Below are 21,080 nucleotides of genomic sequence, written 5' to 3'. Positions count from 1 at the left end.
CGCTAATGGGTCCGCTAACACGGTATCGCAACAGCGACCGTCTGACACAGAGCGTAGGACAAGTCGGGGATTTTGAAGGGAAAAATCGTGCGTCACAGCACCCTGCGGCCATGGATACACCCATGTCGCAGTCAAAGTGGGCCATCGGTCGTGATGACCGGTATGATCGACGCCATCTACCCGACCTCGGTGCAACATGAACTCTCCGGATTCCGGCAAAATCCCAGCTCCCGATCGCGATCGCGTGTCTGCCGCCCTCTTGGGCGGTGGCTGCGAGCCCGACCCTCGCTTCACGTTGGCCAACGAGCGTACGTTCCTGGCGTGGATCCGCACCGCGCTGGCGTTTCTGGCCGGTGGCATTGCGGTGGAGGCCTTTACGGGGGATGTCTTCACCCCTGGCTTGCGAAGGGCCGTGGCGCTGTCGCTGTTGCTGCTGGCAATGCTGGTGAGCGCCAGCGCCTGCGTTCGCTGGCTGAAGGTCGAGCGGGCCATGCGGTTGCGTCGGCCACTGCCATTGCCGGTACTGGTGCCGATTCTTTCGCTGGGTGGCGCGCTGGTGGCGGCGGGGCTGATCGTGTTCCTGCTTTACGGCACCCCATGAGCCGCCGCGCCCCGCTAACCTTGAGCCATGACGATCCTGGTCTGCAACCGGAGCGTACGCTGTTGGCCTGGCGTCGGACGTTGATGACGCTGCTGGTGGTGTGCACCCTGTTTCTGCGCTGGATTCCGCGTTTTGGCTTGATAGCGCTGCTGCCGATCATGGTTTCGCTGGCGGCGGGCATCCTTATCCAGATCGGCCTCAATGCCCGCTATCGCAAAAGCGCCAAGGGCCTGAAGCAGGAGCGGATTCCCGCGCCGCTGCGTGAGGTCGTGGTGCTGGGAAGCACGGTGATCGTGCTCGGTTTGGTCGGAGTTTATGGGGTGCTATACGGGTAATCCACGGCTTGTCAGCGGTTCATGTCCAGAATCATGCAGGTGGTGGTCCCGGTCGCGAACAAGCGACCGTCGGCGTCGTAGATCTTTCCCTCGGCCAGCGCGGTCGACCGACCCAAGTGCACCACCGTGCCTTCGGCGCGAATCGGCCCGGTCTTGTCGGTCAAGGCGCGGATGTAGCTAATGCGCAGGTCCAGGGTGGTGTACCCCTGGCCCTTCTTCAGTTGCGTGTGAATCGAGCAGCCCATGCAGGAGTCCAACAGCGTCGCGGCGTACCCGCCGTGGACGATACCCAGCGGGTTGTAATGCTGCGGGCCGGGTGTGCCTTGGAACACGAAGCGACCAGGCGTCCATTCGATGGGCACGAAGTCCATCAATTCTCCGATGGGTGGATGAGGGTAGATACCATTGCCGATGCCGTCGAAAAACGCCTGGGGTGTGAGCGTGGCGACCTCACTCAGGCTCATGCTCCCGGCCTTGCCCAGTCGGGCGCGCATGGCGTGTTCCTGTTCGTGCCAAAGGGCCAGGGTTTCTTCGCGAGAGGTGTTTTGCATGGACTGCGCTCCGGGAAAAGGCATCCCACGAGCCGCAGGATGTCAAAAATTACACCCATAATCCCGTGCATTCATGACGGTCGCAATATCATAAATGTCCATGCAGTGACCAAAGCGTTCAATTACGCGGAACCGTTCTCCCGGAACACATGTTTGTGCATATCGGCAGTGAGGGCTTCGACTCGCTCTGTCAGCACTTTGGTCATTTCGGTGAGCCGCGTGTTCTGCTCCAGCAATTCGAGCATCTGCGCCGTGTTCTGGGCAGCCCGGGCCATTCGTTCTTCATTGGCCACCGCGAGGGCTTCACGGTGCTGGGCGTCGGCCTCGGCACTGGCTTTGTCCCGCGCGGCCTGGCGGGTCTGAGCCAGTAGAATCAGCGGTGCGGCGTAGGCCGACTGGAGACTGAAGGCCAGATTCAAAAGAATGAACGGATAGACATCGAAGCTCACCAGGCCGCTGAGGTTGGCGCCCACCCAGAGCAGTACCACCAAGGTCTGCGCCCCCAGGAACGTGGGCGTGCCAAAAAATCGTGCAAACGCTTCGGCCTTGAGTGCGAACGCGTCAGTGCCGAACGTCGGCGCCAGATGGGCGTGGGCCTTGTGAAAGCGCAGGTGGTCGGTTTGGGCGGGGGCTTCGGGAGGTACGGCGGGCATGGAACATTCCTGATATCAGAAAGAGGTTTGCCCACTATAGGCCCGTGCCCGCTGGCTTTGTACTGACCCGGCGCTGAACGTCATGGCGCATCAGTGCTGTCACCTACCGGTGCCCGCCGGGTGTGGCGATGTTGATGATGGGAGCGTGCGCCGCGGGCCCCAAGCAAGGCAGCCTGAGACGGCGTGCGGCTCAATCCCGGCGATCGGGGTAGAGTGGCTTGGAACGGTGCATGATGTTGGCGTAGTCGTAGACATACTGGCGGCCGGCATGACTGGTCATGCGCAGGCAGTCGATGAGGTGGCGTTCTTTTTCATTCAAATACGTCAACCCATGGCGGTCACTGGACTTTAGGCGATCACGTTCATGGGCGTCAGGGAAGGTGATGACGTTCGTCATGAAATATCTCCTTGGTTAAATCCTTGTGCCCGGCTCCATATTCCGGGTGCACCTTTGTGATGCGACGGTGCACCTTACCCACAAAAACCGGGGGCCTTCAACCCTGAAATTGTTCGATCGATCACAGTGCCTGGGTAATTTCGAACCTCTGCCGGCTGCCGTTCACCATAACGTCCACTTCATCGCCGTCGAGTTTGCCCAACAGGCTTTGCCCCAGTGGCGCACGGCGTGTGATGACGGTGATCCACCTGTCATCCATTTGAAGTTTGAGGCCGGCGGCATCTGGGCCGAGGAACAGCCATTGTTCACTTCCATTCGCTGAGGCCAAGGCGACGAGGTCACCCGGCTGAATGCCCCGTTCACCATCGAAGGGTTTGAGTGTCATCTGCCGATACAGCGCCAGCGCCTGACGTATCTCTTCGACGCGCCGCGCCTGACCGGCTGCCAGGTAGGACGCCTCCAGACCCAAGGTATCGTATTTGTTCTCGGCGATGTTTTCTTCATGGGTCGCCGCCTCATAGGCCGTCTGGGCGGCGCGAATGGCGACGTCCAGGTCCACTTCGAGGCGATCGAGAATCCTTTCCAGGACCCGTTGCTTATTCATGGGGGCGTACCTGTTCAATGCCATCAGCCGCAGAATTGATAAATGGCGGCGCGGCTTTTCTCGCTGGGAGCGGTCTGGTTCTGCTGCATCCAGAATTGGCATTTCGGGCCATTGAAACTGCGCGCGCGCTCGGCGTCTTCCGCTTCCTGGGCTTGACGCGCCTCGCTGTCGCGCAGCCGCTGGCGGTATTGGTCGAACATCGGATTGTCGCTTTCAGGTTGGGTCTGTTCGACGGGACGGGTCATTCGGTTGGCTGCGTCATTGAGCGCCTGGGCCTTTTCGGCAGGCAGCATCGTGTAGATCGACCAGCCCGTGAGCATCACAGCCAGGCCCCCGAGCCAGATGCCTGCGGCAATGGACAAGACGAGCGTGAGCGGCTTGATCGTGACGGACAATGTGCGGTGGTTGACGTACATGGCAGACTTCCCGATTGCGGTGGACGTGGCCGGATTGTCGCATGACCGGGCTGGCGATTCCGCGTCGTTATGACGGACAATCCGCTTTTTTGAGCATCCTTGAGGAGCCGGGATGAAAGCCTCTTGGGATATTTTCTGCACCGTTGTGGATAACTTCGGTGATGTGGGCGTGACCTGGCGTCTGGCCCGGCAGTTGGTCGCCGAGCACGAGATGAACGTGCGGTTGTGGATCGATGACCTCTCGGCCTTCGTCCGGCTGTGTCCTGACGCCGATGCCGGTGCGGCAAAGCAGTATTGCGAGGGGGTAGAGGTGCGCGTGTGGGCCAAGGACTGGCAACCGGTCGAGCCTGCCGACGTTGTGATCGAAGCCTTCGGTTGTCATCTGCCGCCCATGCAGATCGAGGCGATGAAAAACCGCGATCCGAAGCCTCTGTGGCTGAACCTCGACTACCTCAGTGCGGAGGAATGGGTCACCGGTTGTCACGGTCTGCCGTCGCTGCAGTCGAGCGGCATCCAGAAATTCTTCTTCTTCCCGGGGTTTCGTCCTACTACCGGGGGGTTGTTGCGGGAGGCCGGCCTGATCGAACAGCGTCACGCTTTCGAGCAAGACCCCTCAGCGCGGCAGGCTTTCCTGGCCGGCCTGGGCATTTATCCACAGCCGCAGGCCCGCTTGATGTCACTGTTTGCCTACGAGCACCCGCAGTTGGGGTCGTGGCTGGACCGCTTGGCAGAGGATTTTCCGCCCACGCACCTTCTGGTGCCGGAAGGGCGCATCCTCGGCGACGTCGAGCGCTGGTTGGGCAGCGACGGCCTGCAAGCCGGGGCGCTGCATGTGCGCGAGCGACTGACGATTCAAGTCCTGCCCTTCGTGCGTCAGGAGGACTATGACCGCTTGCTCTGGTGTTGCGCCTTCAACGTGGTGCGTGGCGAGGACTCGTTCGTACGCGCGCAATGGGCTGGGCGACCCATGATCTGGCATATCTATGCACAAGACGACGATGCCCACTGGGCCAAGCTGGACGCTTTCCTGGAGCTTTACCTGACCGGCCTTTCGGACACTGCGGCACGGGCGCTGACTGACGTCTGGCGCGATTGGAATGCGGGTCACGACATGGCACACAGTTGGCCCGCTTTGGAGGAACACCGCGCGGAACTGGCGAGCCATGCCGAGCGCTGGTGCCTGGAACGAGCCTTGCAGGACGATCTGACGACTGCGCTGGTGCACTTTTACCGAAATTGGCTATGATACGCGGCCTTGTAGTAAGCCCTGTACGAAAAGTGGCTTTTCGTACAGGGCTTAGAAAGAACTTCAATCCAAATTCGGATACTCGTAATGAAAACTGGTAAAGAGCTTAAACCCGGTACCGTGCTGCGTATCGACAACGATCCTTGGCTGGTTCAGAAAGCTGAATTCACCAAGTCGGGTCGTAACAGCGCGATCATGAAGACCAAGCTGAAAAACCTGCTGACCGGCTACAAGACTGAAACCGTCTACTTCGCCGACGACAAGCTGGACGACGTGATCCTGGACCGTAAAGAAGCCACTCTGTCCTTCATCAGCGGTGATTCCTACACGTTCATGGACACTACTGACTACACCATGTACGAGCTGAACGCTGAGGATATCGAAGCTGTTCTGCCGTTCATCGAAGAAGGCATGCAGGACGTCTGTGAAGCCGTTTTCTTCGAAGGCCGTCTGGTTTCCGTAGAACTGCCGACCACCATCAGCCGTCAAGTGACCTACACCGAGAACTCGGCCCGTGGCGACACTTCCGGTAAAGTCATGAAGCCAGCCAAACTGGCCAACGGCACTGAAATTCAGGTCGCTGACTTCATCGAAATCGACGAGTGGATCGATATCGACACCCGCGACAGCTCTTTCAAGGGCCGCACCAAGAAGTAATATGCGCTGATTGCGCATACAAAAAAGCCCGACCATCGCGTCGGGCTTTTTTGTGGATTTTTTTCGGGTCTGCTCTGAAGGTCGGGTGAGCAAGCCGGACAGTACCGTCCGGCCTGTCCGGCCCGTTTACCTCACTTCAAGTGAACCTTCAGTTCCTGGGCCGCCTGCTGCATTGCCGATTTCACTTCCGGCACCTGACTGATGACATTCAGCAGCCCGTAGTCGTGGATCATGCCGTTGTAGCGAACGGCGGTGACCGCGACGCCTGCCTGATCCAGTTTGCGAGCATAGGCCTCGCCCTCATCACGCAGCACGTCGGCTTCCGCAGTCTGCACCAGCGCAGGTGGCAGTCCCTTCAACTGATCCGTGGTAGCGCGCAACGGAGAAGCGTAGATCTCGGCGCGTTGCTTCGGATCAGTGGTGTAGTTGTCCCAGAACCACTTCATCATGTTGCGGGTGAGGAAATGGCCTTCAGCGAACTGGTTGTACGAACCGGTATCGAAGTTGGCGTCCGTCACAGGCCACAGCAGCACTTGGTAGCGAATCGACGGGGTGCCTTTGTCTTTGGCCATCAGGCTGACGACTGCCGCCATGTTACCGCCAACACTGTTACCCGCCACTGCCAGACGCTTGCCGTCGACGTTGATTTCCTTGCCATGCTCAGCCACCCACTTGGTCGCTGCATACGCTTGGTTGATCGCGGTCGGGTAGTGCGCTTCCGGCGAAGGGGTGTAGTTGACGAAGACCGCCACCGCACCGGAGCCGTCCACCAGATCCCGCACCAGACGCTCATGGGTTGGGTAATCGCCCAGCACCCAGCCGCCGCCGTGGAAGAACATGAACACAGGCAGCGTGCCTTTTACGCCGGCGGGCCGCACGATGGTCAGGCTGATGTCCTGCCCATCGGCCTTGATGGTCTTCTGGCTGACATCGGCTTTAGGCAGTGTCAGTTTGACCCCAGCCTGTGCGCCGGTCAGTACCGCCCGGGCATCTTTGGGCGACAACTGCTCGATGGGTTTTCCCGTGCCTGAGTTCAAGGCATCGAGGAATGCTTGAGTGTTGTGCTCGACGCCGCCATCGCCTGCTGCAAAGGCATTGCCGATCGAAAGGGCGAGAAGCGAACCCGCCATGATTTTGCCGAATGTGTTCATGTTTTTCTCCTTGAGGTCGGTAGGTCAGACAGTCACGTGCAGACGGACGTCAACGTTGCCACGAGTGGCGTTGGAGTAAGGGCAGACCTGGTGGGCGGCATCGACCAGCGCTTGTGCGTCCGCCTGGTCAAGGCCTGGAAGGCTGATGTTCAGATCGATGTCCAGACCGAAACCGCCAGGGATCTGCCCGATGCCGACGTGGGCAGTGATAGAGGCATCGGCAGGAATGCTGCGTTTGCTCTGACCGGCAACGAATTTCAGTGCACCGATGAAGCAGGCCGAGTAACCCGCCGCGAACAGTTGCTCTGGGTTGGTGGCTTCACCACCGGCACCGCCCAGTTCTTTGGGCGTAGCCAGTTTGACGTCGAGAATCTTGTCGCTGGAGACAGCACGGCCATCACGGCCACCGGTTGCGGTTGCGACTGCGGTATAGAGTGCTTTCATGATCATTCCTCACTGAATGGTATGGGTTGAAGCCGGTAAGCTCTGCGCTAAATGTTTGTGCGCTAAGCAAGTGAGATGAAATGTAATGCGCTAATGTTTAGTGCGCAAGGTAATTTTTCGTTTTTTTTCTGTAAATCCCCTGTTTTTTGAATAACTGACTGATTTAGAAGAAGAAAAAAATTTTATAAGTACGGCTTGCGCCTGTGCTGCCGCCTGGAAACGAAAAAGGCCAGCAGAGCGCTGGCCTTGGACGGGGCAGGGAAGGAGGGTCGCGTTACAGACTGTTGTGGAGATTTCCGCGCAGCCCCAGAAGATCCTTTTGCAACGCTTGCAACTGGTCGAGGCTGATGCCACTCGCGGCCAGAATGCAGTGGGGAATGCGGCGGGCCTTTTCATGCAAGGCCTTGCCTTGGTCAGTCAGCGTCAGCAGGACCACCCGCTCGTCATCCTTGCTCCGGTTCCGGCTGATCAAGCCCTCACTTTCGAGTCGCTTGAGCAGCGGGGTCAGCGATCCTGGATCGGTCAACAAGCGTGTGCTGATTTCCCCTACGGTGAGACCATCCTGTTCCCACAGTACCAGCATGGCCAAGTACTGCGGATACGTCAGGTTGAGTTCCTGCAACAGCGGCTTGTAGACCTTGGTCATCATCAGCGAGGTGGAATACAGGGCGAAACAGAGCTGGTTGTCCAGCAGCAGCTCTTCGCAACTGCCAGCACCCGCCGTGGTGCAGCTTGGGTCGGCATTCATTGAGGGTGTCCTCGGGGTGATCGATAATGAGGGCTAATTTAGCGTCATGATCTTTAATGCGCCAAATAATTTTGCTAATCGATTCGGCGACGTCTTTCTATCACGCTCGTGCGAGCTCTTTACTTCACAGTCCGTGAATCGACTTTCCACGATCCGTGAGAGCGGAAAGCCCTGTAGCCGTTTATTCGACTTCGGAGACTGCGTAGCATGCGCGCTGGATTCAGGCCGAGGGTCGCGTGTGATTGTCGATGTTGTGATGTACCTGCTGTTGGGGGCGGCCATGGGGACGCTGGGTGGTCTGTTCGGGATTGGGGGTGGCTTGGTGGCGATTCCCGCACTCGGTGTGTTGTTCGGCCTCGATCAGCAGTTGGCGCAGGGCACCGCGCTGCTCATGGTGCTCCCGAATGTGTTGGCGGCCCTCTGGCGGTACAACCAGCGCAATCGGATTTCGGCCCGCAACGCATTGATGTTGATCGGGCCCAGCTTCATTGTCTCTTGGCTGACCTCGTTATGGGCCGTGCGGGTCGAAGCTCACAGCATGCGCATGGGGTTCGTGGGGTTCCTGATCGTGCTCACGCTGTTCAATCTGGCGCAGATGTATTGGCATAAGGGCAACACGGGCACCCAGTTGCGTCATCGGCACTGGCTGTGGGCGCTTGGCGTGGGGTCGGGGGTGACGGCAGGTCTGTTCGGCGTAGGAGGCGGCGTGATTGCCACGCCGATTCTGACGAGCGTGTTCGGCGCCTCCCAGGTGGTCGCACAAGGGCTGGCGCTTTCCCTGGCAGCGCCCGCTACCGTGATTACCCTGGCCACCTACGCATCCCACGGCCACGTGAGCTGGTTGATGGGCATTCCATTGGCGATCGGCGGCCTGGCGAGCATCAGCTGGGGCGTCGCTCTGGCACACAGTCTGCCGGAGCGTCTGCTGCGTTCGCTGTTCTGCGGCTTTCTGGTGATCTGCGCCGTCATGCTGTGCTTCAGGCTCTGAGGTCTAGACCTTGAATCCCTCGGCAATATGTTCGGCCAGGCATTCGGTGATGGGCGAGGGGTTGTTGGGATTGCGCAACAGCACAATGCTCGCCGCGGGTAGTTGGGGCAGCCCCTCGGCTTCACCGATCACGCTCAGGTCCGAGGTAATGAGGCTTTCCAGTTGCGCTGTCACGGCGAGCCCTGCGCTGACCACTGCCATGATCGCCGAGAGGCTGGCGCTGGTGTAAGCGATGCGGTATTCGCGGCCTGAGGCGTCCAGCGCGTTGCTGGCCCAGAGTCGGCAGAAACAGTCGCTGTTGAACATGGCCAACGGTATCGGCGTCTGTTCATGCGGATAAAAACCTGCCGCCTCAGCCCAGACGAAGCGTTCCTGACGCAGAATCTGCCCGATCTCCTTGCCCGGCTCGCGGGTCACGATGCTCAGGTCAAGGTCCTGGCGTTGCAGCAACTGGGCTGACGACTCGCAGTGAACCTCCACTTGTATCAGCGGATAGGCCTGAGCGAATCGCGAGAGAATCCCCGGCAGGAAACGCATGACGTAATCGTCCGGCGTGCCGATTTTTACGGTGCCCACCATATGCGGCTCGCGCAGGGTATTGAACACCTCGCTGTGGAGTTTGAGGATGCGCCTTGCATAGCCCAGCAACACCTGCCCCTCTGCCGTCAGATTCAGCACCCGACCGTCCTTCTGAAAGAGAGGACGCTGAACGACGTCATCCTCCAGCCGCTTCATTTGCATGCTGACGGCCGACTGCGTGCGATTGACGACTTCGCCCGCTTTGGTGAAACCGCCCTGATCGGCAATGGCAACGAAGGTGCGCAGCAGCTCGCTGTCGATGCTGGGGTAGGTGGCCATGGATCAATCTCCCAGATGCAGTGCATCAGAAACATTCGTTGGATTGATCTTAATCCTGGCGAGAGAATTTGCCCATCCCCACTTGGAGGGCAAGATGATGAAACGTCAAAAAGGTTATGTGCTGGTCCTGAAAACCCTGTCTCGCGATTCGGCGCTGGAGCGCGGTTGGCATGCAGTCGTCGAGCAACTCGCGCGCTGGCACAGGCTGCACCGTGAACGTGTACAACTGGCCAGTTTGAGCGACGACGCCTTGAAAGACCTTGGTCTGTCTAGGGCGGATGTGGCGGAAGAGTCCGAACGGCCCTTCTGGGACGATCCACTCAAACGCTGAAGCGTGCCCCGCAGAGCGCGGCTTGCCAACAGCGATGCCGATGACATTGCTGCGGCATGCCGCGTTGCTGCAATTGACCCCCACCGACGCACTTGGCGGGCTACCGACCCGCCGCACAGGTACCCAGGGATGCCAGGATCAGGTAGCGTGGCAGCTTCGACCCGGAGGTCCTGAATGCCCGCCGCCCAGCCGACTCAACAGCAATTGTCACTCAAACAAGTCCGTCGCGTTGCCTTGGCCGCTCAGGGTTTCAACGGCCGGCAGCCACCTGCAGTCATTACGGCCCGTCATGTCATCCAACTGATCGAACGCCTCGGCGTCGTGCAGATCGACTCGGTCAATGCGCTGGTTCGTTCGCACTACCTGCCGCTGTTCTCTCGCCTGGGCAACTACCCGCAAAAGCTGCTCGACCAAGCGGCCTGGAGCCAAGGGCGGCATCGCAGGCTCTTCGAGTATTGGGGCCATGAGGCGTCTTTGCTTCCCGTCGAGTTGTACCCGCTGTTGCGCTGGCGGATGCGGCGTGCCGCCCAAGGCGAAGGCATCTATCAACAAATGGCCAGGTTCGGTCGAGAGCAGCAACCCACCATCGCTCGGGTGCTGCAAGCGGTCCGCGATCAGGGCGCGTTGGGCGCCGGCAGCCTCAGTACTCGACAAGAGCGGGCCGGGCCCTGGTGGGACTGGAGCGATGAAAAGCACGCGCTGGAGTGGCTGTTCGCCGCCGGGGAAGTCACCGTGGCGGGGCGCCGGGGGTTCGAGCGGCTGTACGATTTGCCAGAGCGGGTGCTGCCACCTTCCATTCTTGCCCAGCCGGAATTGACCGAAGCCCAGGCCCAGCGCGGTTTGCTGCTCCACGCTGTCCGCGCACTGGGGGTGGGCACCGAGAAAGACCTACGCGATTATTTTCGTTTGGACCCGGCCCCGGCGAAGGCGGGGCTGGCCACGCTGAGGGAGGAGGGCGCCATCGAGCAGGTTCAGGTGCAAGGCTGGAAGCAGCCCGCTTATGCGCTGCCTGACCTGAAAATTCCTCGAAAGGTCCACAGCAGCGCTTTGCTTTCGCCCTTCGATTCTCTGATCTGGGAGCGGGGCCGGACCGAGCGTCTGTTCGATTTTCACTACCGGCTGGAGATCTACACCCCTGCCCATAAGCGGGTCTATGGCTATTACGTGCTGCCGTTTCTGCACCATGAACGCATCGCGGCGCGGGTCGATCTGCGAGCTGAACGTGCCGCGGGACGGCTCGCGGTGCATGCCGTGCATGAGGAAGATCCGGGTCTTGATACCGAGGGCTTGCGGGCGCTGGCTTCGCACCTCAGGACCCTGGCTGACTGGCTAGGATTGCCGGAGGTGCTGATCAACTGCCAGCGGACGAGCGGTGCACGGCTACGGACTGCGTGGGCCGACAGCGGTCTTTTCCACGCCCCACGCTCTCTGGTCCATGCCTAAGCCACCGTCTCGCTGCCTGTGGCGGTGGGCGCGTCTTGTGTCGATCCCGTTGGGGAAGCTGACGTCAAGAACGACGCACCTGCTTCAACGTTTCGGCGATCAGAAACGCCAGTTCCAGTGACTGATCGGCGTTCATCCGTGGATCGCAGTGGGTGTGGTATCGGTCAGACAGGCCGTCTTCGGTGATGGGGCGCGCGCCACCGATGCATTCGGTGACATTTTGCCCGGTCATCTCGATGTGGATGCCGCCCGCGTAAGTGCCTTCGGCCTGATGAACCTGGAAGAACTGCTTCACCTCCCCCAGAATTTGCGCAAAGTCACGGGTCTTGTAGCCGCTGCTGGCCTTGATGGTGTTGCCATGCATCGGATCGGAACTCCACAGCACCTTTTTGCCTTCCCGTTCGACAGCGCGAATCAGCCCCGGCAGGTGATCGCCTACCTTGTTGGCGCCCATGCGGGCGATGAGGTTAAGGCGACCTGGGTCGTTCTCCGGGTTGAGCAGGTCGATCAGGCGGATCAGATCGTCGGTGTTCATGCTCGGGCCGACTTTCACACCGATCGGGTTCTTCACCCCCCGTAGAAATTCCACGTGTGCGCCGTCCAACTGGCGGGTGCGGTCGCCGATCCACAGCATGTGCGCTGAGCAATCGTAAAAATCGTTGGTCAGGCTGTCGCGGCGCACGAAGGCTTCTTCGTAGTTCAACAACAGCGCTTCGTGCGCCGTGAAGAAACTGGTTTCCCGCAGTTGCGGCGAGGTGTCCAGGCCACAAGCGCGCATGAACGCCAAGGTTTCGTCGATACGGTCGGCGAGTTGGCTGTACTTGTCCGACAATGCCGAGTTGGCAATGAAATCAAGGTTCCACTGATGCACTTGGTGCAGGTCGGCGAAGCCTCCCTGTGCGAAGGCGCGCAGCAGGTTCAAGGTGGCGGTGGATTGGTGATAGGCCTGCAGCAGACGTTCCGGATCCGGCACTCGGCTTTTCTCGTCGAAGCCGATCGCGTTGACAATGTCGCCACGGTAAGCCGGCAACGTGATCCCATCCACGGTTTCATCGTTGGCTGAGCGCGGCTTGGCGAATTGACCGGCCATCCGTCCTACCTTCACTACCGGGCAGCCCGCAGCGAAGGTCATGACGATCGCCATCTGCAGCAGCACCTTGAAAGTGTCGCGGATCTTCGCGGCGGAAAACTCAAAGAAGCTTTCCGCACAATCGCCCCCCTGCAGCAAAAACGCGCGGCCTTCGGTGACCTCGGCAAATTGTCGACGCAGTTCTCGAGCTTCTCCGGCGAACACCAGTGGCGGGTAGCTGGCCAGCGTCCGTTCGACACGCAGCAGATGCTCGGTGTCGGGATATTGAGGTTGTTGCTGGATTGGCAGGGTCCGCCAGCTATCGGGGCTCCACGGGTGGCTCATCGTCGACTCGGAATCAAGGCAAAGGAGCCGCCATGGTAGCAGCCGCCCCGATAATTTGCGTGACCTGCCAGGGGTGCATGGCTGACAATCCCGCGTCTTCGGGATCGTCGTGCGATCCCTTGCAGCAGTCCGGCGACCGGTGGCGGTGTTGATGGCCACTGTGGGTCGAGCCGGGCGTTCTGATGGCAAACGGCAGAGAGCAGTAATGAACCAGGAGCGTGTAGAGCGCGTACTGGCCGAAGTTCATGATGACTTCGGCATGATCCGCGTGCTGGAAGTGGAGGACTATCGCTTCCTGGAATTCGGCGATGCGATTGAGCAGAGCTGTACGTTCACGGCCGATCCGAGCTGGCTGGAGTACGACTACACCCGCGCCATGCTGATTGGCGCACTGTGCCACGATGCCCCCGAGAGCGCGCTCTTCATGGGGCTCGGTGCAGGGACGTTGACGCAGGCATGCCTCAGGTTCCTGCCACTGGAAGATGTCGAGGCCATCGAACTGCGCCCGGATGTGCCCCGGCTCGCGATGGAGTACATGGGCCTGGCCGATGACCCGCGGCTTTACATACGCGTGGGCGATGCCCTCGAATTGTTGCCTTCGGCGGAAAACGCCGACCTGATTTTCGTCGATCTCTACACCGACACCGGCCCGGCGGTAGGGCACCTGGCGTGGGGATTTCTGGAACAGTGTCAACAGCACCTGAACCCTGGTGGCTGGCTGATCATCAACCAATGGGCGTCCGATGACGGCAAACCGTTGGGCGCGGCGCTGCTTCGCGGGCTCTATCACCGCCATTACTGGGAACTGCCGGTCAAGGAGGGCAATGTGATTTTGATCGTGCCTCACGACCTGGACCAGACCCTGGATATCGATGCCTTGATGCTGCGCGCCGAAGCACTGGCTCCTCAACTGGGCTACTCGCTGTTGCCATTGATCAAGACCTTGCGCGTTGCGACTTGAACGTCGCGACGGGTGGACGCTGCCGTCCCGAGGTGAAACGTTTAAGCTGCTTCCTGTGCCTGCTCGCACATTTCAGGGAAGCGACACCGAGATCGGTTTGCGCAGGGCCTGTGACAGTTGGACGCAACGCCTGGTTGTGCTGAAAAAAATCCTCACTTTTTTCGGCAATTCCGGTATAGTGCGCGCCGGTCTTTCATAGGGCCGTCGTCAAGACGTACGTTTGCGGAGCTCTCTCCGTAAACCGGTTCTCTCACGAGCTATCCTTGACGATCCATTCATCCATACGTTTTCGCAAATCCCCGCCGACAAAGCAGCCAGGGTGACCTTCGGGTCTTACACGGCACGCGCAGCTTTGAAGCATGGGTCTTTGCGGATGCACTCAGAGGCAGACCCATGACCCAGGAAACCGGCGGCTTCGCCGCTCTTGACCTTAATCCGAATATTGTTGCTGCCGTCATCGCGACCGGCTACGAAGAGCCGTCGGCGATTCAGCAACAATCGATCCCGATCATTCTCGCCGGTCACGACATGATCGGTCAGGCGCAGACAGGTACCGGTAAAACCGCCGCCTTCGCACTGCCCATCCTGAACCGCATCGACCCGGCCAAACGGGAACCCCAGGCGCTGATCCTCGCGCCGACCCGCGAGCTGGCCCTGCAAGTGGCCACCGCGTTCGAAACCTATGCCAAGCAGATGCCAAGCGTGAACGTCGTAGCCGTCTACGGCGGTGCCCCGATGGGTCCGCAACTGAAGGCCATCCGCAACGGCGCGCAAATCGTTGTCGCCACGCCGGGTCGTCTGTGCGACCACCTGCGTCGCGACGAAAAAGTCCTCGCCACGGTGAATCATCTGGTGCTGGACGAAGCCGACGAAATGCTCAAGCTGGGCTTCATGGATGACCTTGAAGTCATCTTCAACGCCATGCCGGAGAGCCGTCAGACCGTTCTGTTCTCGGCCACGCTGCCGCAGTCGATCCGCGCGATCGCCGAGCGTCACCTCAAGGATCCGAAACACGTCAAGATCCAGAGCAAGACCCAGACCGTGACCGCCATCGAGCAGGCTCACCTGCTGGTTCACGCCGACCAGAAGACCTCGGCCGTGCTGAGCCTGCTGGAAGTCGAGGATTTCGACGCCCTGATCATGTTCGTGCGCACCAAGCAGGCCACTCTCGACTTGGCCAGCGCGCTGGAAGCCAAGGGCTACAAAGCCGCTGCGCTGAACGGCGACATCGCCCAGAACCAGCGCGAGCGCGTCATCGACTCGCTCAAGGATGGTCGTCTGGACATCGTCGTCGCCACTGACGTCGCTGCCCGCGGCCTGGACGTCCCGCGTATCACCCACGTGTTCAACGTCGACATGCCGTACGACCCTGAGTCCTACGTTCACCGCATCGGCCGTACCGGCCGTGCCGGTCGCGAAGGCCGTGCCCTGCTGCTGGTCACGCCGCGCGAGCGCCGCATGCTGCAAGTGATCGAGCGTGTGACCGGTCAGCGCGTTGCAGAGGTTCGCCTGCCGGACTCGCAAGCCGTTCTCGATGCGCGCATCAAGAAGTTGACCAACAGCCTCGCGCCACTGGTGGCCGATGCCGAAGCCAGCCATGGCGAACTGCTCGACCGCCTGACCGCCGATATCGGCTGCAGCCCACGTGCGTTGGCGGCCGCGCTGCTGCGCAAGGCAACCAATGGTCAGGCGCTGAATCTGGCAGCCATCGAGAAAGAGCGTCCGCTGGTACCGAACAGTGCGCCGCGTGAGCGCAGTGGCGACCGTCCTGATCGTGGCGACCGCGAGCGTCGCGCGCCGGTGCCGTTGGCTGAAGGCCGCGCCCGCTGCCGTACCGCGCTCGGTGCGCGTGACGGTATCGCCGCCAAGAACCTGCTCGGCGCTATCCTCAACGAGGGCGGCCTGGCTCGCGAAGCCATCGGTCGCATCCAGGTGCGCGACAGCTTCAGCCTCGTCGAGCTTCCAGAGGAAGGCCTGGAGCGTCTGCTGGCCAAGCTGAAGGACACCCGTGTCGCTGGCAAGCAGCTGAAACTGCGCCGCTACCGCGAAGACTGATCCGCAACAGGCGGGTCGTCTGAATAAAAATCCCCGGAGTGTCCGGGGATTTTTTTGTCTGATTTTCCGTGGCGTCAGGGTGTCTTGCGAGAGCAGTGGAGCGTTGCTGCCAGCGTCAGCGTCGGCTCAGCGCCTTACCCAAACCGGTAGATATCCATGCCGAGTGCGCCCATGGTGAAGCCTTGGTGGGCGATGCTGAACGTACCTCCAGCGCCCCGAGCAAAATACAGCGGCAGCAAGTGCTCGTCGCTCGGATGATTGCGCACGGCGTTCGGAGCCAGGCGGCGGTAATCGTGCAAGGCGACCTCATCGTCCGCGGTGAGCTTTTCCACCATCCAGTCCCGAAACATCTGAGCCCAAGGCTCGATGCTTTCCGGCCCGGCGTGCCAATCCAGCTCCCGAAGGTTGTGAGTGATGCTGCCGGAGCCGATCACCAGTACCTGTTCTTGCCGCAAAAGGCTGAGCGCCCGGCCGACGCGGGTCTGCAGTTCGGGGCCCATGCGCGACGGCAATGACACCTGCACGATCGACACGTCGGCCTGGGGGTACATCAATGAGAGAGGCACCCACACCCCGTGGTCGAAGGGCCGACGCGTGTCCATCTGAGCCGGAAGGTTCGCAGCCGCGAGCAGCTCCATGACCCGACGAGTCATCTCCGGCTGGCCGGGCGCCGGGTACTGAACGGCAAACAACGCAGGTGGAAACCCACCGAAGTCGTGCCAGGTTTCAGGGTGCGGATTGCCATTGACACGAAGATCTTCGCTCTCCCAGTGCGCCGAAACGATCACCACTGCCTTCGGGCGTGGCAGCTCGGCCGCGAGCCGGGCCAGTGCCGGGCCGCTTTCGCCAGGTTCCAGCGCAAGCATGGGCGAGCCGTGAGAGATGAACAGGCTTGGGAGCATGTCGGGCGTCCTGTGCGTATAAGATGTCACCATGATCAGGCAGAACATTGATCTAAATCTAATATAAGTTTTTGTGCCGTTTGATCGACGTATCGGGAGTATTTATGGGGCCGGAGTTTTGGCTAGAGCGCTGGGCGATCAATCAGATTGGCTTCAACCAAGCGGAAGTGAATCCTTACCTCACCCGGCTGTGGCCCGAGTTGCAGGTCAAGCCTGGCGAGCGGGTACTGGTGCCGTTGTGCGGAAAAACCATCGACCTGCACTGGCTACTGGACCAGGGCCATCATGTGGTCGGTGCAGAGTTGTCCGAGAAAGCGGTCGCCGCCTGGTTCAGCGAGGCCCGGCTGACGCCGGAGACTGAGGTACGCGGGGCCTTTACGGTTTATCGCTATGGCGCCTGTGAGATCTGGTGCGGTGACTTTTTTGCTCTGCAACCGGAGGACGTCGGCGACTGCACAGCGTTCTATGACCGGGCCGCGTTGATTGCTCTACCTGCAGAGATGCGCTGGCGATACGTCGAGCAGTTGAAGCGTCTGATGGCTCAAGACTCTCGTGGGCTGCTGATTACGCTGGATTACGATCAATCGCAAATCGCCGGTCCACCGTTTGCGCTGGACGAAGACGAGGTGCAGCAACTGCTTTCCCCGGAGTGGCGGGTCAAGCAGGTGGGAGAATGGGACGTGTTGGAAAAAAGTGCCAAGTTCAAACAGGCGGGCGCCACGCACCTGATGGAGCATGCCTACCGACTGTTCAGGCGTTAGCTCCAAACCTCCCGTGACTGGCGATGAAACGGGCCATGAAAAAGGGCGACCGAAGTCGCCCTTTTTCATCCGACGCTGTAATCAACCGCGGCGGCGAAGCGCCTCGATGCGCTCTTCCAGCGGTGGGTGGCTCATGAACAGGCCCGCAAGGCCGTGTTTCAAGCCGCCGTTGATGCCGAAAGCGGTCAGGCTGTCCGGCATCTGCACTGGAACGCCTTGCTCCGAGCGCAAGCGTTGGAGTGCACTGATCATCGCACCGGTACCGGCCAGGCGGGCGCCAGCGTCGTCGGCACGGTATTCGCGGCGGCGCGAGAACCACATCACGATGGCGCTGGCCAGGAAGCCCAGCACGATCTCGGCGAAGATGGTCGCGATATAGAACGCGATGCCACGGCCTTCTTCGTTCTTGAAAATCACTTTGTCGACGAAGTTACCGATGATCCGCGCGAAGAACATCACGAAGGTGTTCACCACGCCTTGGACCAGCGCCAGCGTCACCATGTCGCCGTTGGCCACGTGGCCGATCTCGTGAGCGAGTACCGCTTTCACCTCTTCCGGCGAAAACCGCTCCAACAGCCCCTGGCTCACGGCAACCAGGGCATCGTTCTTGTTCCAGCCGGTGGCGAAGGCGTTCGCTTCGTAGGCCGGGAAAATACCGACTTCCGGCATTTTGATGCCTGCGTCGCGGGACAACTGCTCGACGGTTTGCAGCAGCCATTGTTCATGGCGCGTGCGGGGCTGGGTGATGATTTCGGTCCCGGTACTCATCTTGGCCATCCATTTGGAGATGAACAGCGAGAACAGCGAGCCGGCGAAGCCAAATACGGCGCAGAAAATCAGCAGCTGATTGAGGTTGAGATCAACCCCGTTGGCCGCCATGAACCCATTGAAGCCAAAAAGGCTCAGGGTAATGCTGGCAATCAGCACGACCGCAAGGTTAGTGGCCAAAAACAGCAAGATGCGCATCATGATCTGGAGTTTCTCCTCGTGAAGAATGTGTAACGCGTTGCGGGGTATATAAGGTGATGTCGGGGTGTATTCAACCGGCCGACTATTTCAAACTGTGTCGTTTTCAGCGCCTCGGTCAGTATGGACCATCGGCGAGAGGGCAGGGGGTGCAGTGGTCGGGCGGCGTGCGCTCAGGATCGTGCGCGCCCGGGGAAGCGAGCACGATCCGCGCCATTCGAGTTTACTGCTTGTAGGTCTTGAGGAAATTGCCAATCCGGCCGATCGCTGCTTCAAGGTCATCGACCCGTGGCAGCGTCACCACACGGAAGTGGTCCGGCCATGGCCAGTTGAACGCCGTGCCCTGCACGATCAGCAGCTTTTCGGAGAGCAGCAGGTCCAGCGCGAATTTTTCATCATTGTGGATCGGACAGACCTTGGGGTCGATCCGCGGAAAGGCATACAGCGCCCCCATAGGTTTGACGCAGCTCACGCCCGGGATGTCGTTGAGCAATTCCCATGTCCGATTGCGCTGCTCCAGCAGGCGGCCGGGGGGCAGGATCAGGTCGTTGATACTCTGATAGCCGCCCAGCGCGGTCTGGATCGCATGCTGGCTTGGCACGTTGGCGCACAGGCGCATGTTGGCCAGGATGTCGATGCCTTCGATGTAGCTTTGGGCATTGTGTTTCGGACCGGAAATGGCGATCCAGCCGGAGCGGAAGCCTGCCACGCGATAGGACTTGGACAGGCCGTTGAACGTCAGGCACAGCAGGTCCGGTGCCAGCGATGCGGTGCAGATGTGGACGGCGTCGTCGTACAGGATCTTGTCGTAGATTTCGTCGGAGAACACCACCAGATTGTGCTGGCGAGCGATTTCCAGCATGCCCAGCAGCACTTCTTTGGAATAGACCGCGCCGGTGGGGTTGTTCGGGTTGATGATCACCATCGCCTTGGTATTGGGCGTGATCTTGGCCTTGATGTCGTCGAGATCGGGCCACCAGTTGGCCTGCTCATCGCACAGGTAGTGCACCGGATTGCCGCCGGACAGGGCCACGGCAGCGGTCCACAGCGGATAGTCCGGGGCCGGCACCAGCACCTCGTCGCCGTTGTTCAGCAGCGCCTGCATCGACATCACGATCAGCTCGGACACGCCGTTGCCCAAGTAGATGTCTTCGATACCCACACCGTCGACCTGCTTTTGCTGGTAGTACTGCATGACCGCCTTGCGGGCGCTGAACAGGCCTTTGGAGTCGCTGTAGCCTTGAGCGGTCGGCAGATTGCGGATGACGTCCTGGAGAATCTCGTCTGGCGCCTCGAAACCGAACGGCGCCGGGTTGCCGATGTTCAGCTTGAGGATGCGATGGCCTTCCTCTTCCAGGCGCTTGGCGTGCTTGAGCACGGGCCCGCGAATGTCGTAACAGACGTTGGCGAGCTTGTTCGATTTGCTGAACTGCATGGTGATTGATCCCGAAGAGAACGATCCGCCGTCAGTCAAGAAGGCGAATCTATGAGCACGACGCCATCAAAATGAATTTGTATGCCTGCAAGGCCGGTGACAGACTGGCGACTGACGAAGGCGCAATCATACGTGCCACCCGATGTGTGGAAAAGACACAGTTCGGGCTTTTTGAGTGTGGAGGTACACCCGTGGACAAGCTTGAAAAAACCCTCGAAGAATGGAAGGAAATGCTCGATCCAGAGCAGTATCAAGTCTGCCGCCTGAAGGCCACCGAGCGGCCGTTCACCGGCAAGTACAACATGACCAAGACGCCGGGCGTCTACCATTGCGTGTGCTGCAACGAGCCGTTGTTCGACTCCTCGACCAAGTTCGATTCCGGCTGTGGCTGGCCCAGCTTCTACGCGCCCATCGAGGGCAGCGCCGTGGTGGAGGTCCGGGACATCAGTCACGGTATGATCCGCACCGAGGTGGTCTGTGCCAAATGCGACGCACACCTGGGCCACGTCTTTCCGGACGGGCCGCCGCCGACAGGGTTGCGGTACTGCATCAATTCGGTGTGCCTGGACCTGGTCCCCCGTGACGCCTGATGCCGGGATATCACCGCGCACAATGCAATGGCGCGGTGGGCAGCGGCACGTTAGTTTGGCGGTTTGATCCTTTTCGAGGCCTTGCCATGAGCGACAATTTGCTGAACATCCCGGTGCAGACGATCAAAGGCGAGCAGAAAACCCTCGCCGATTACGCGGGCAAGGCAGTGCTGGTGGTGAACACGGCCAGTCAATGCGGGTTCACCCCTCAATACAAAGGCCTCGAAGCGCTGTGGCAGCGTTACAAGGATCAAGGTCTGGTGGTGCTGGGCTTTCCCTGCAACCAGTTCGGCAAGCAGGAGCCGGGGAACGAAGGCGCGATTTCGGAATTCTGCGAGCTGAACTATGGGGTCAGCTTCCCGTTGTTCAAGAAGATCGACGTAAACGGCAGCAATGCCCACCCGTTGTTTGTCCAGCTCAAGAAGCAAGCCCCCGGCCTGCTGGGTTCCGAACGCATCAAGTGGAATTTCACCAAGTTTCTGGTCGGCAAGGATGGCAAGCTGGTCAAGCGCTATGCACCGCTGACCAAGCCTGAAGAGCTGACGTCCGATATCGAAGCGCTGTTGAGGTGAC

25 protein-coding genes are annotated in these 21,080 nt (G+C 60.2%); 12 read left to right on the top strand and 13 right to left on the bottom strand.

Going from position 1 to position 21,080, the window contains the following annotated elements; translation table 11 throughout:
* Positions 1 to 196 precede the first annotated feature (196 nt).
* Positions 197 to 601, top strand: coding sequence for a DUF202 domain-containing protein (locus tag N5D61_RS17735; protein WP_279893697.1), 405 nt, complete (start codon positions 197 to 199; stop codon positions 599 to 601).
* Positions 598 to 936, top strand: a complete 339-nt coding sequence (locus N5D61_RS17730; protein WP_279893696.1) for a DUF202 domain-containing protein — start codon at positions 598 to 600, stop codon at positions 934 to 936. The genes N5D61_RS17735 and N5D61_RS17730 overlap by 4 nt, the downstream gene beginning before the upstream one ends.
* Before the next feature lie 11 nt (positions 937 to 947).
* On the opposite strand, the gene N5D61_RS17725 is transcribed toward N5D61_RS17730, so the two are convergent.
* From N5D61_RS17725 to N5D61_RS17705, 5 genes are all read right to left on the bottom strand, one after another.
* Positions 948 to 1,487: a PaaI family thioesterase gene (locus tag N5D61_RS17725; RefSeq protein ID WP_279893695.1), complete on the bottom strand. Its 540-nt coding sequence runs from the start codon at positions 1,485 to 1,487 to the stop codon at positions 948 to 950.
* 122 nt (positions 1,488 to 1,609) lie between these two features.
* Entirely contained in the window at positions 1,610 to 2,140 is a 531-nt protein-coding gene (locus tag N5D61_RS17720; RefSeq protein ID WP_279893694.1) for a DUF1003 domain-containing protein, read from the bottom strand.
* 190 nt (positions 2,141 to 2,330) lie between these two features.
* The gene (locus tag N5D61_RS17715; protein ID WP_108237191.1) at positions 2,331 to 2,537 is read right to left on the bottom strand and encodes a hypothetical protein; all 207 of its coding nucleotides are present in this window, start codon (positions 2,535 to 2,537) and stop codon (positions 2,331 to 2,333) included.
* A 121-nt stretch (positions 2,538 to 2,658) separates the two neighbouring features.
* Complete coding sequence (locus tag N5D61_RS17710) at positions 2,659 to 3,141, bottom strand: transcription elongation factor GreAB (protein WP_279893693.1); 483 nt, start codon at positions 3,139 to 3,141, stop codon at positions 2,659 to 2,661.
* A 23-nt stretch (positions 3,142 to 3,164) separates the two neighbouring features.
* A complete protein-coding gene (locus tag N5D61_RS17705) occupies positions 3,165 to 3,557 on the bottom strand; it encodes a hypothetical protein (RefSeq protein WP_108237189.1) in 393 nt (130 codons plus the stop codon).
* A 112-nt stretch (positions 3,558 to 3,669) separates the two neighbouring features.
* Between N5D61_RS17705 and earP the strand changes: the two genes are divergently transcribed.
* A complete protein-coding gene (gene earP / locus N5D61_RS17700; RefSeq protein WP_279893692.1) occupies positions 3,670 to 4,803 on the top strand; it encodes an elongation factor P maturation arginine rhamnosyltransferase EarP in 1,134 nt (377 codons plus the stop codon).
* A gap of 87 nt (positions 4,804 to 4,890) precedes the next feature.
* Positions 4,891 to 5,460 carry an elongation factor P gene (gene efp, locus N5D61_RS17695; protein WP_108237187.1) on the top strand — a complete coding sequence of 190 codons (570 nt, stop codon included), beginning with the start codon at positions 4,891 to 4,893 and terminating at the stop codon, positions 5,458 to 5,460.
* Between the two features lie 131 nt (positions 5,461 to 5,591).
* On the opposite strand, the gene N5D61_RS17690 is transcribed toward efp, so the two are convergent.
* From N5D61_RS17690 to N5D61_RS17680, 3 genes are all read right to left on the bottom strand, one after another.
* A complete protein-coding gene (locus N5D61_RS17690; RefSeq protein ID WP_108237186.1) occupies positions 5,592 to 6,611 on the bottom strand; it encodes an alpha/beta hydrolase in 1,020 nt (339 codons plus the stop codon).
* Positions 6,612 to 6,635: 24 nt separating this feature from the next.
* Entirely contained in the window at positions 6,636 to 7,055 is a 420-nt protein-coding gene (locus N5D61_RS17685; protein WP_108237185.1) for an organic hydroperoxide resistance protein, read from the bottom strand.
* A 274-nt stretch (positions 7,056 to 7,329) separates the two neighbouring features.
* A complete protein-coding gene (locus N5D61_RS17680) occupies positions 7,330 to 7,803 on the bottom strand; it encodes a MarR family transcriptional regulator (RefSeq protein ID WP_108237184.1) in 474 nt (157 codons plus the stop codon).
* 241 nt (positions 7,804 to 8,044) lie between these two features.
* Between N5D61_RS17680 and N5D61_RS17675 the strand changes: the two genes are divergently transcribed.
* A complete protein-coding gene (locus N5D61_RS17675) occupies positions 8,045 to 8,791 on the top strand; it encodes a sulfite exporter TauE/SafE family protein (RefSeq protein WP_177411025.1) in 747 nt (248 codons plus the stop codon).
* Between the two features lie 3 nt (positions 8,792 to 8,794).
* Here N5D61_RS17675 and N5D61_RS17670 read toward each other — a convergent pair whose 3' ends face one another.
* Positions 8,795 to 9,649 carry a LysR substrate-binding domain-containing protein gene (locus N5D61_RS17670; RefSeq protein WP_279893691.1) on the bottom strand — a complete coding sequence of 285 codons (855 nt, stop codon included), beginning with the start codon at positions 9,647 to 9,649 and terminating at the stop codon, positions 8,795 to 8,797.
* Positions 9,650 to 9,746: 97 nt separating this feature from the next.
* On the opposite strand from N5D61_RS17670, the gene N5D61_RS17665 reads away from it, so the two are divergent.
* Together N5D61_RS17665 and N5D61_RS17660 are read left to right on the top strand one after the other, a co-directional pair.
* Positions 9,747 to 9,980 (top strand): DUF1127 domain-containing protein, encoded by a 234-nt coding sequence (locus N5D61_RS17665; RefSeq protein ID WP_108237316.1) that lies wholly within the window; start codon positions 9,747 to 9,749, stop codon positions 9,978 to 9,980.
* Between the two features lie 174 nt (positions 9,981 to 10,154).
* Positions 10,155 to 11,423, top strand: a complete 1,269-nt coding sequence (locus N5D61_RS17660) for a winged helix-turn-helix domain-containing protein (protein ID WP_279893690.1) — start codon at positions 10,155 to 10,157, stop codon at positions 11,421 to 11,423.
* Between the two features lie 64 nt (positions 11,424 to 11,487).
* Here N5D61_RS17660 and N5D61_RS17655 read toward each other — a convergent pair whose 3' ends face one another.
* A complete protein-coding gene (locus N5D61_RS17655) occupies positions 11,488 to 12,837 on the bottom strand; it encodes a 3-deoxy-7-phosphoheptulonate synthase class II (RefSeq protein WP_279893689.1) in 1,350 nt (449 codons plus the stop codon).
* Between the two features lie 205 nt (positions 12,838 to 13,042).
* On the opposite strand from N5D61_RS17655, the gene N5D61_RS17650 reads away from it, so the two are divergent.
* A complete protein-coding gene (locus tag N5D61_RS17650) occupies positions 13,043 to 13,798 on the top strand; it encodes a spermidine synthase (protein WP_279893688.1) in 756 nt (251 codons plus the stop codon).
* A gap of 393 nt (positions 13,799 to 14,191) precedes the next feature.
* On the top strand, positions 14,192 to 15,853 hold the full coding sequence (locus N5D61_RS17645) for a DEAD/DEAH box helicase (protein WP_108237178.1): 1,662 nt from the start codon (positions 14,192 to 14,194) through the stop codon (positions 15,851 to 15,853).
* 134 nt (positions 15,854 to 15,987) lie between these two features.
* Here the strand turns inward: N5D61_RS17645 and N5D61_RS17640 are convergent, their stop codons facing one another.
* On the bottom strand, positions 15,988 to 16,755 hold the full coding sequence (locus N5D61_RS17640) for a class III extradiol ring-cleavage dioxygenase (protein ID WP_279893687.1): 768 nt from the start codon (positions 16,753 to 16,755) through the stop codon (positions 15,988 to 15,990).
* A gap of 104 nt (positions 16,756 to 16,859) precedes the next feature.
* On the opposite strand from N5D61_RS17640, the gene N5D61_RS17635 reads away from it, so the two are divergent.
* Positions 16,860 to 17,516 (top strand): thiopurine S-methyltransferase, encoded by a 657-nt coding sequence (locus N5D61_RS17635; protein ID WP_279893686.1) that lies wholly within the window; start codon positions 16,860 to 16,862, stop codon positions 17,514 to 17,516.
* A gap of 81 nt (positions 17,517 to 17,597) precedes the next feature.
* Here the strand turns inward: N5D61_RS17635 and htpX are convergent, their stop codons facing one another.
* Positions 17,598 to 18,485 (bottom strand): protease HtpX, encoded by an 888-nt coding sequence (gene htpX / locus N5D61_RS17630; RefSeq protein WP_108237175.1) that lies wholly within the window; start codon positions 18,483 to 18,485, stop codon positions 17,598 to 17,600.
* Between the two features lie 220 nt (positions 18,486 to 18,705).
* On the bottom strand, positions 18,706 to 19,917 hold the full coding sequence (locus N5D61_RS17625) for a pyridoxal phosphate-dependent aminotransferase (RefSeq protein ID WP_108237174.1): 1,212 nt from the start codon (positions 19,915 to 19,917) through the stop codon (positions 18,706 to 18,708).
* A 191-nt stretch (positions 19,918 to 20,108) separates the two neighbouring features.
* Here N5D61_RS17625 and msrB point away from each other — a divergent pair, with 191 nt between their 5' ends.
* Together msrB and N5D61_RS17615 are read left to right on the top strand one after the other, a co-directional pair.
* A complete protein-coding gene (gene msrB, locus N5D61_RS17620) occupies positions 20,109 to 20,507 on the top strand; it encodes a peptide-methionine (R)-S-oxide reductase MsrB (protein WP_108237173.1) in 399 nt (132 codons plus the stop codon).
* An 86-nt stretch (positions 20,508 to 20,593) separates the two neighbouring features.
* The gene (locus N5D61_RS17615) at positions 20,594 to 21,079 is read left to right on the top strand and encodes a glutathione peroxidase (protein WP_108237172.1); all 486 of its coding nucleotides are present in this window, start codon (positions 20,594 to 20,596) and stop codon (positions 21,077 to 21,079) included.
* Position 21,080 lies beyond the last annotated feature (1 nt).

The sequence above is a fragment of the Pseudomonas sp. GD03842 genome (assembly GCF_029841165.1).
GTDB lineage: Bacteria > Pseudomonadota > Gammaproteobacteria > Pseudomonadales > Pseudomonadaceae > Aquipseudomonas.
The sequence above is the reverse complement of the archived record's forward strand: the minus strand, read 5'-3'. Positions and strand labels throughout refer to the sequence as shown.

Coding starts and splice junctions, on each gene's coding strand:
- N5D61_RS17735 (WP_279893697.1), top strand. CDS start 197: ATGAACTCTCCGGATTCCGGCAAAATCCCAGCTCCCGATCGCGATCGC.
- N5D61_RS17730 (WP_279893696.1), top strand. CDS start 598: ATGAGCCGCCGCGCCCCGCTAACCTTGAGCCATGACGATCCTGGTCTG.
- N5D61_RS17725 (WP_279893695.1), bottom strand. CDS start 1,487: ATGCAAAACACCTCTCGCGAAGAAACCCTGGCCCTTTGGCACGAACAG.
- N5D61_RS17720 (WP_279893694.1), bottom strand. CDS start 2,140: ATGCCCGCCGTACCTCCCGAAGCCCCCGCCCAAACCGACCACCTGCGC.
- N5D61_RS17715 (WP_108237191.1), bottom strand. CDS start 2,537: ATGACGAACGTCATCACCTTCCCTGACGCCCATGAACGTGATCGCCTA.
- N5D61_RS17710 (WP_279893693.1), bottom strand. CDS start 3,141: ATGAATAAGCAACGGGTCCTGGAAAGGATTCTCGATCGCCTCGAAGTG.
- N5D61_RS17705 (WP_108237189.1), bottom strand. CDS start 3,557: ATGTACGTCAACCACCGCACATTGTCCGTCACGATCAAGCCGCTCACG.
- earP (WP_279893692.1), top strand. CDS start 3,670: ATGAAAGCCTCTTGGGATATTTTCTGCACCGTTGTGGATAACTTCGGT.
- efp (WP_108237187.1), top strand. CDS start 4,891: ATGAAAACTGGTAAAGAGCTTAAACCCGGTACCGTGCTGCGTATCGAC.
- N5D61_RS17690 (WP_108237186.1), bottom strand. CDS start 6,611: ATGAACACATTCGGCAAAATCATGGCGGGTTCGCTTCTCGCCCTTTCG.
- N5D61_RS17685 (WP_108237185.1), bottom strand. CDS start 7,055: ATGAAAGCACTCTATACCGCAGTCGCAACCGCAACCGGTGGCCGTGAT.
- N5D61_RS17680 (WP_108237184.1), bottom strand. CDS start 7,803: ATGAATGCCGACCCAAGCTGCACCACGGCGGGTGCTGGCAGTTGCGAA.
- N5D61_RS17670 (WP_279893691.1), bottom strand. CDS start 9,649: ATGGCCACCTACCCCAGCATCGACAGCGAGCTGCTGCGCACCTTCGTT.
- N5D61_RS17665 (WP_108237316.1), top strand. CDS start 9,747: ATGAAACGTCAAAAAGGTTATGTGCTGGTCCTGAAAACCCTGTCTCGC.
- N5D61_RS17660 (WP_279893690.1), top strand. CDS start 10,155: ATGCCCGCCGCCCAGCCGACTCAACAGCAATTGTCACTCAAACAAGTC.
- N5D61_RS17655 (WP_279893689.1), bottom strand. CDS start 12,837: ATGAGCCACCCGTGGAGCCCCGATAGCTGGCGGACCCTGCCAATCCAG.
- N5D61_RS17650 (WP_279893688.1), top strand. CDS start 13,043: ATGAACCAGGAGCGTGTAGAGCGCGTACTGGCCGAAGTTCATGATGAC.
- N5D61_RS17645 (WP_108237178.1), top strand. CDS start 14,192: ATGACCCAGGAAACCGGCGGCTTCGCCGCTCTTGACCTTAATCCGAAT.
- N5D61_RS17640 (WP_279893687.1), bottom strand. CDS start 16,755: ATGCTCCCAAGCCTGTTCATCTCTCACGGCTCGCCCATGCTTGCGCTG.
- N5D61_RS17635 (WP_279893686.1), top strand. CDS start 16,860: ATGGGGCCGGAGTTTTGGCTAGAGCGCTGGGCGATCAATCAGATTGGC.
- htpX (WP_108237175.1), bottom strand. CDS start 18,485: ATGATGCGCATCTTGCTGTTTTTGGCCACTAACCTTGCGGTCGTGCTG.
- N5D61_RS17625 (WP_108237174.1), bottom strand. CDS start 19,917: ATGCAGTTCAGCAAATCGAACAAGCTCGCCAACGTCTGTTACGACATT.
- N5D61_RS17615 (WP_108237172.1), top strand. CDS start 20,594: ATGAGCGACAATTTGCTGAACATCCCGGTGCAGACGATCAAAGGCGAG.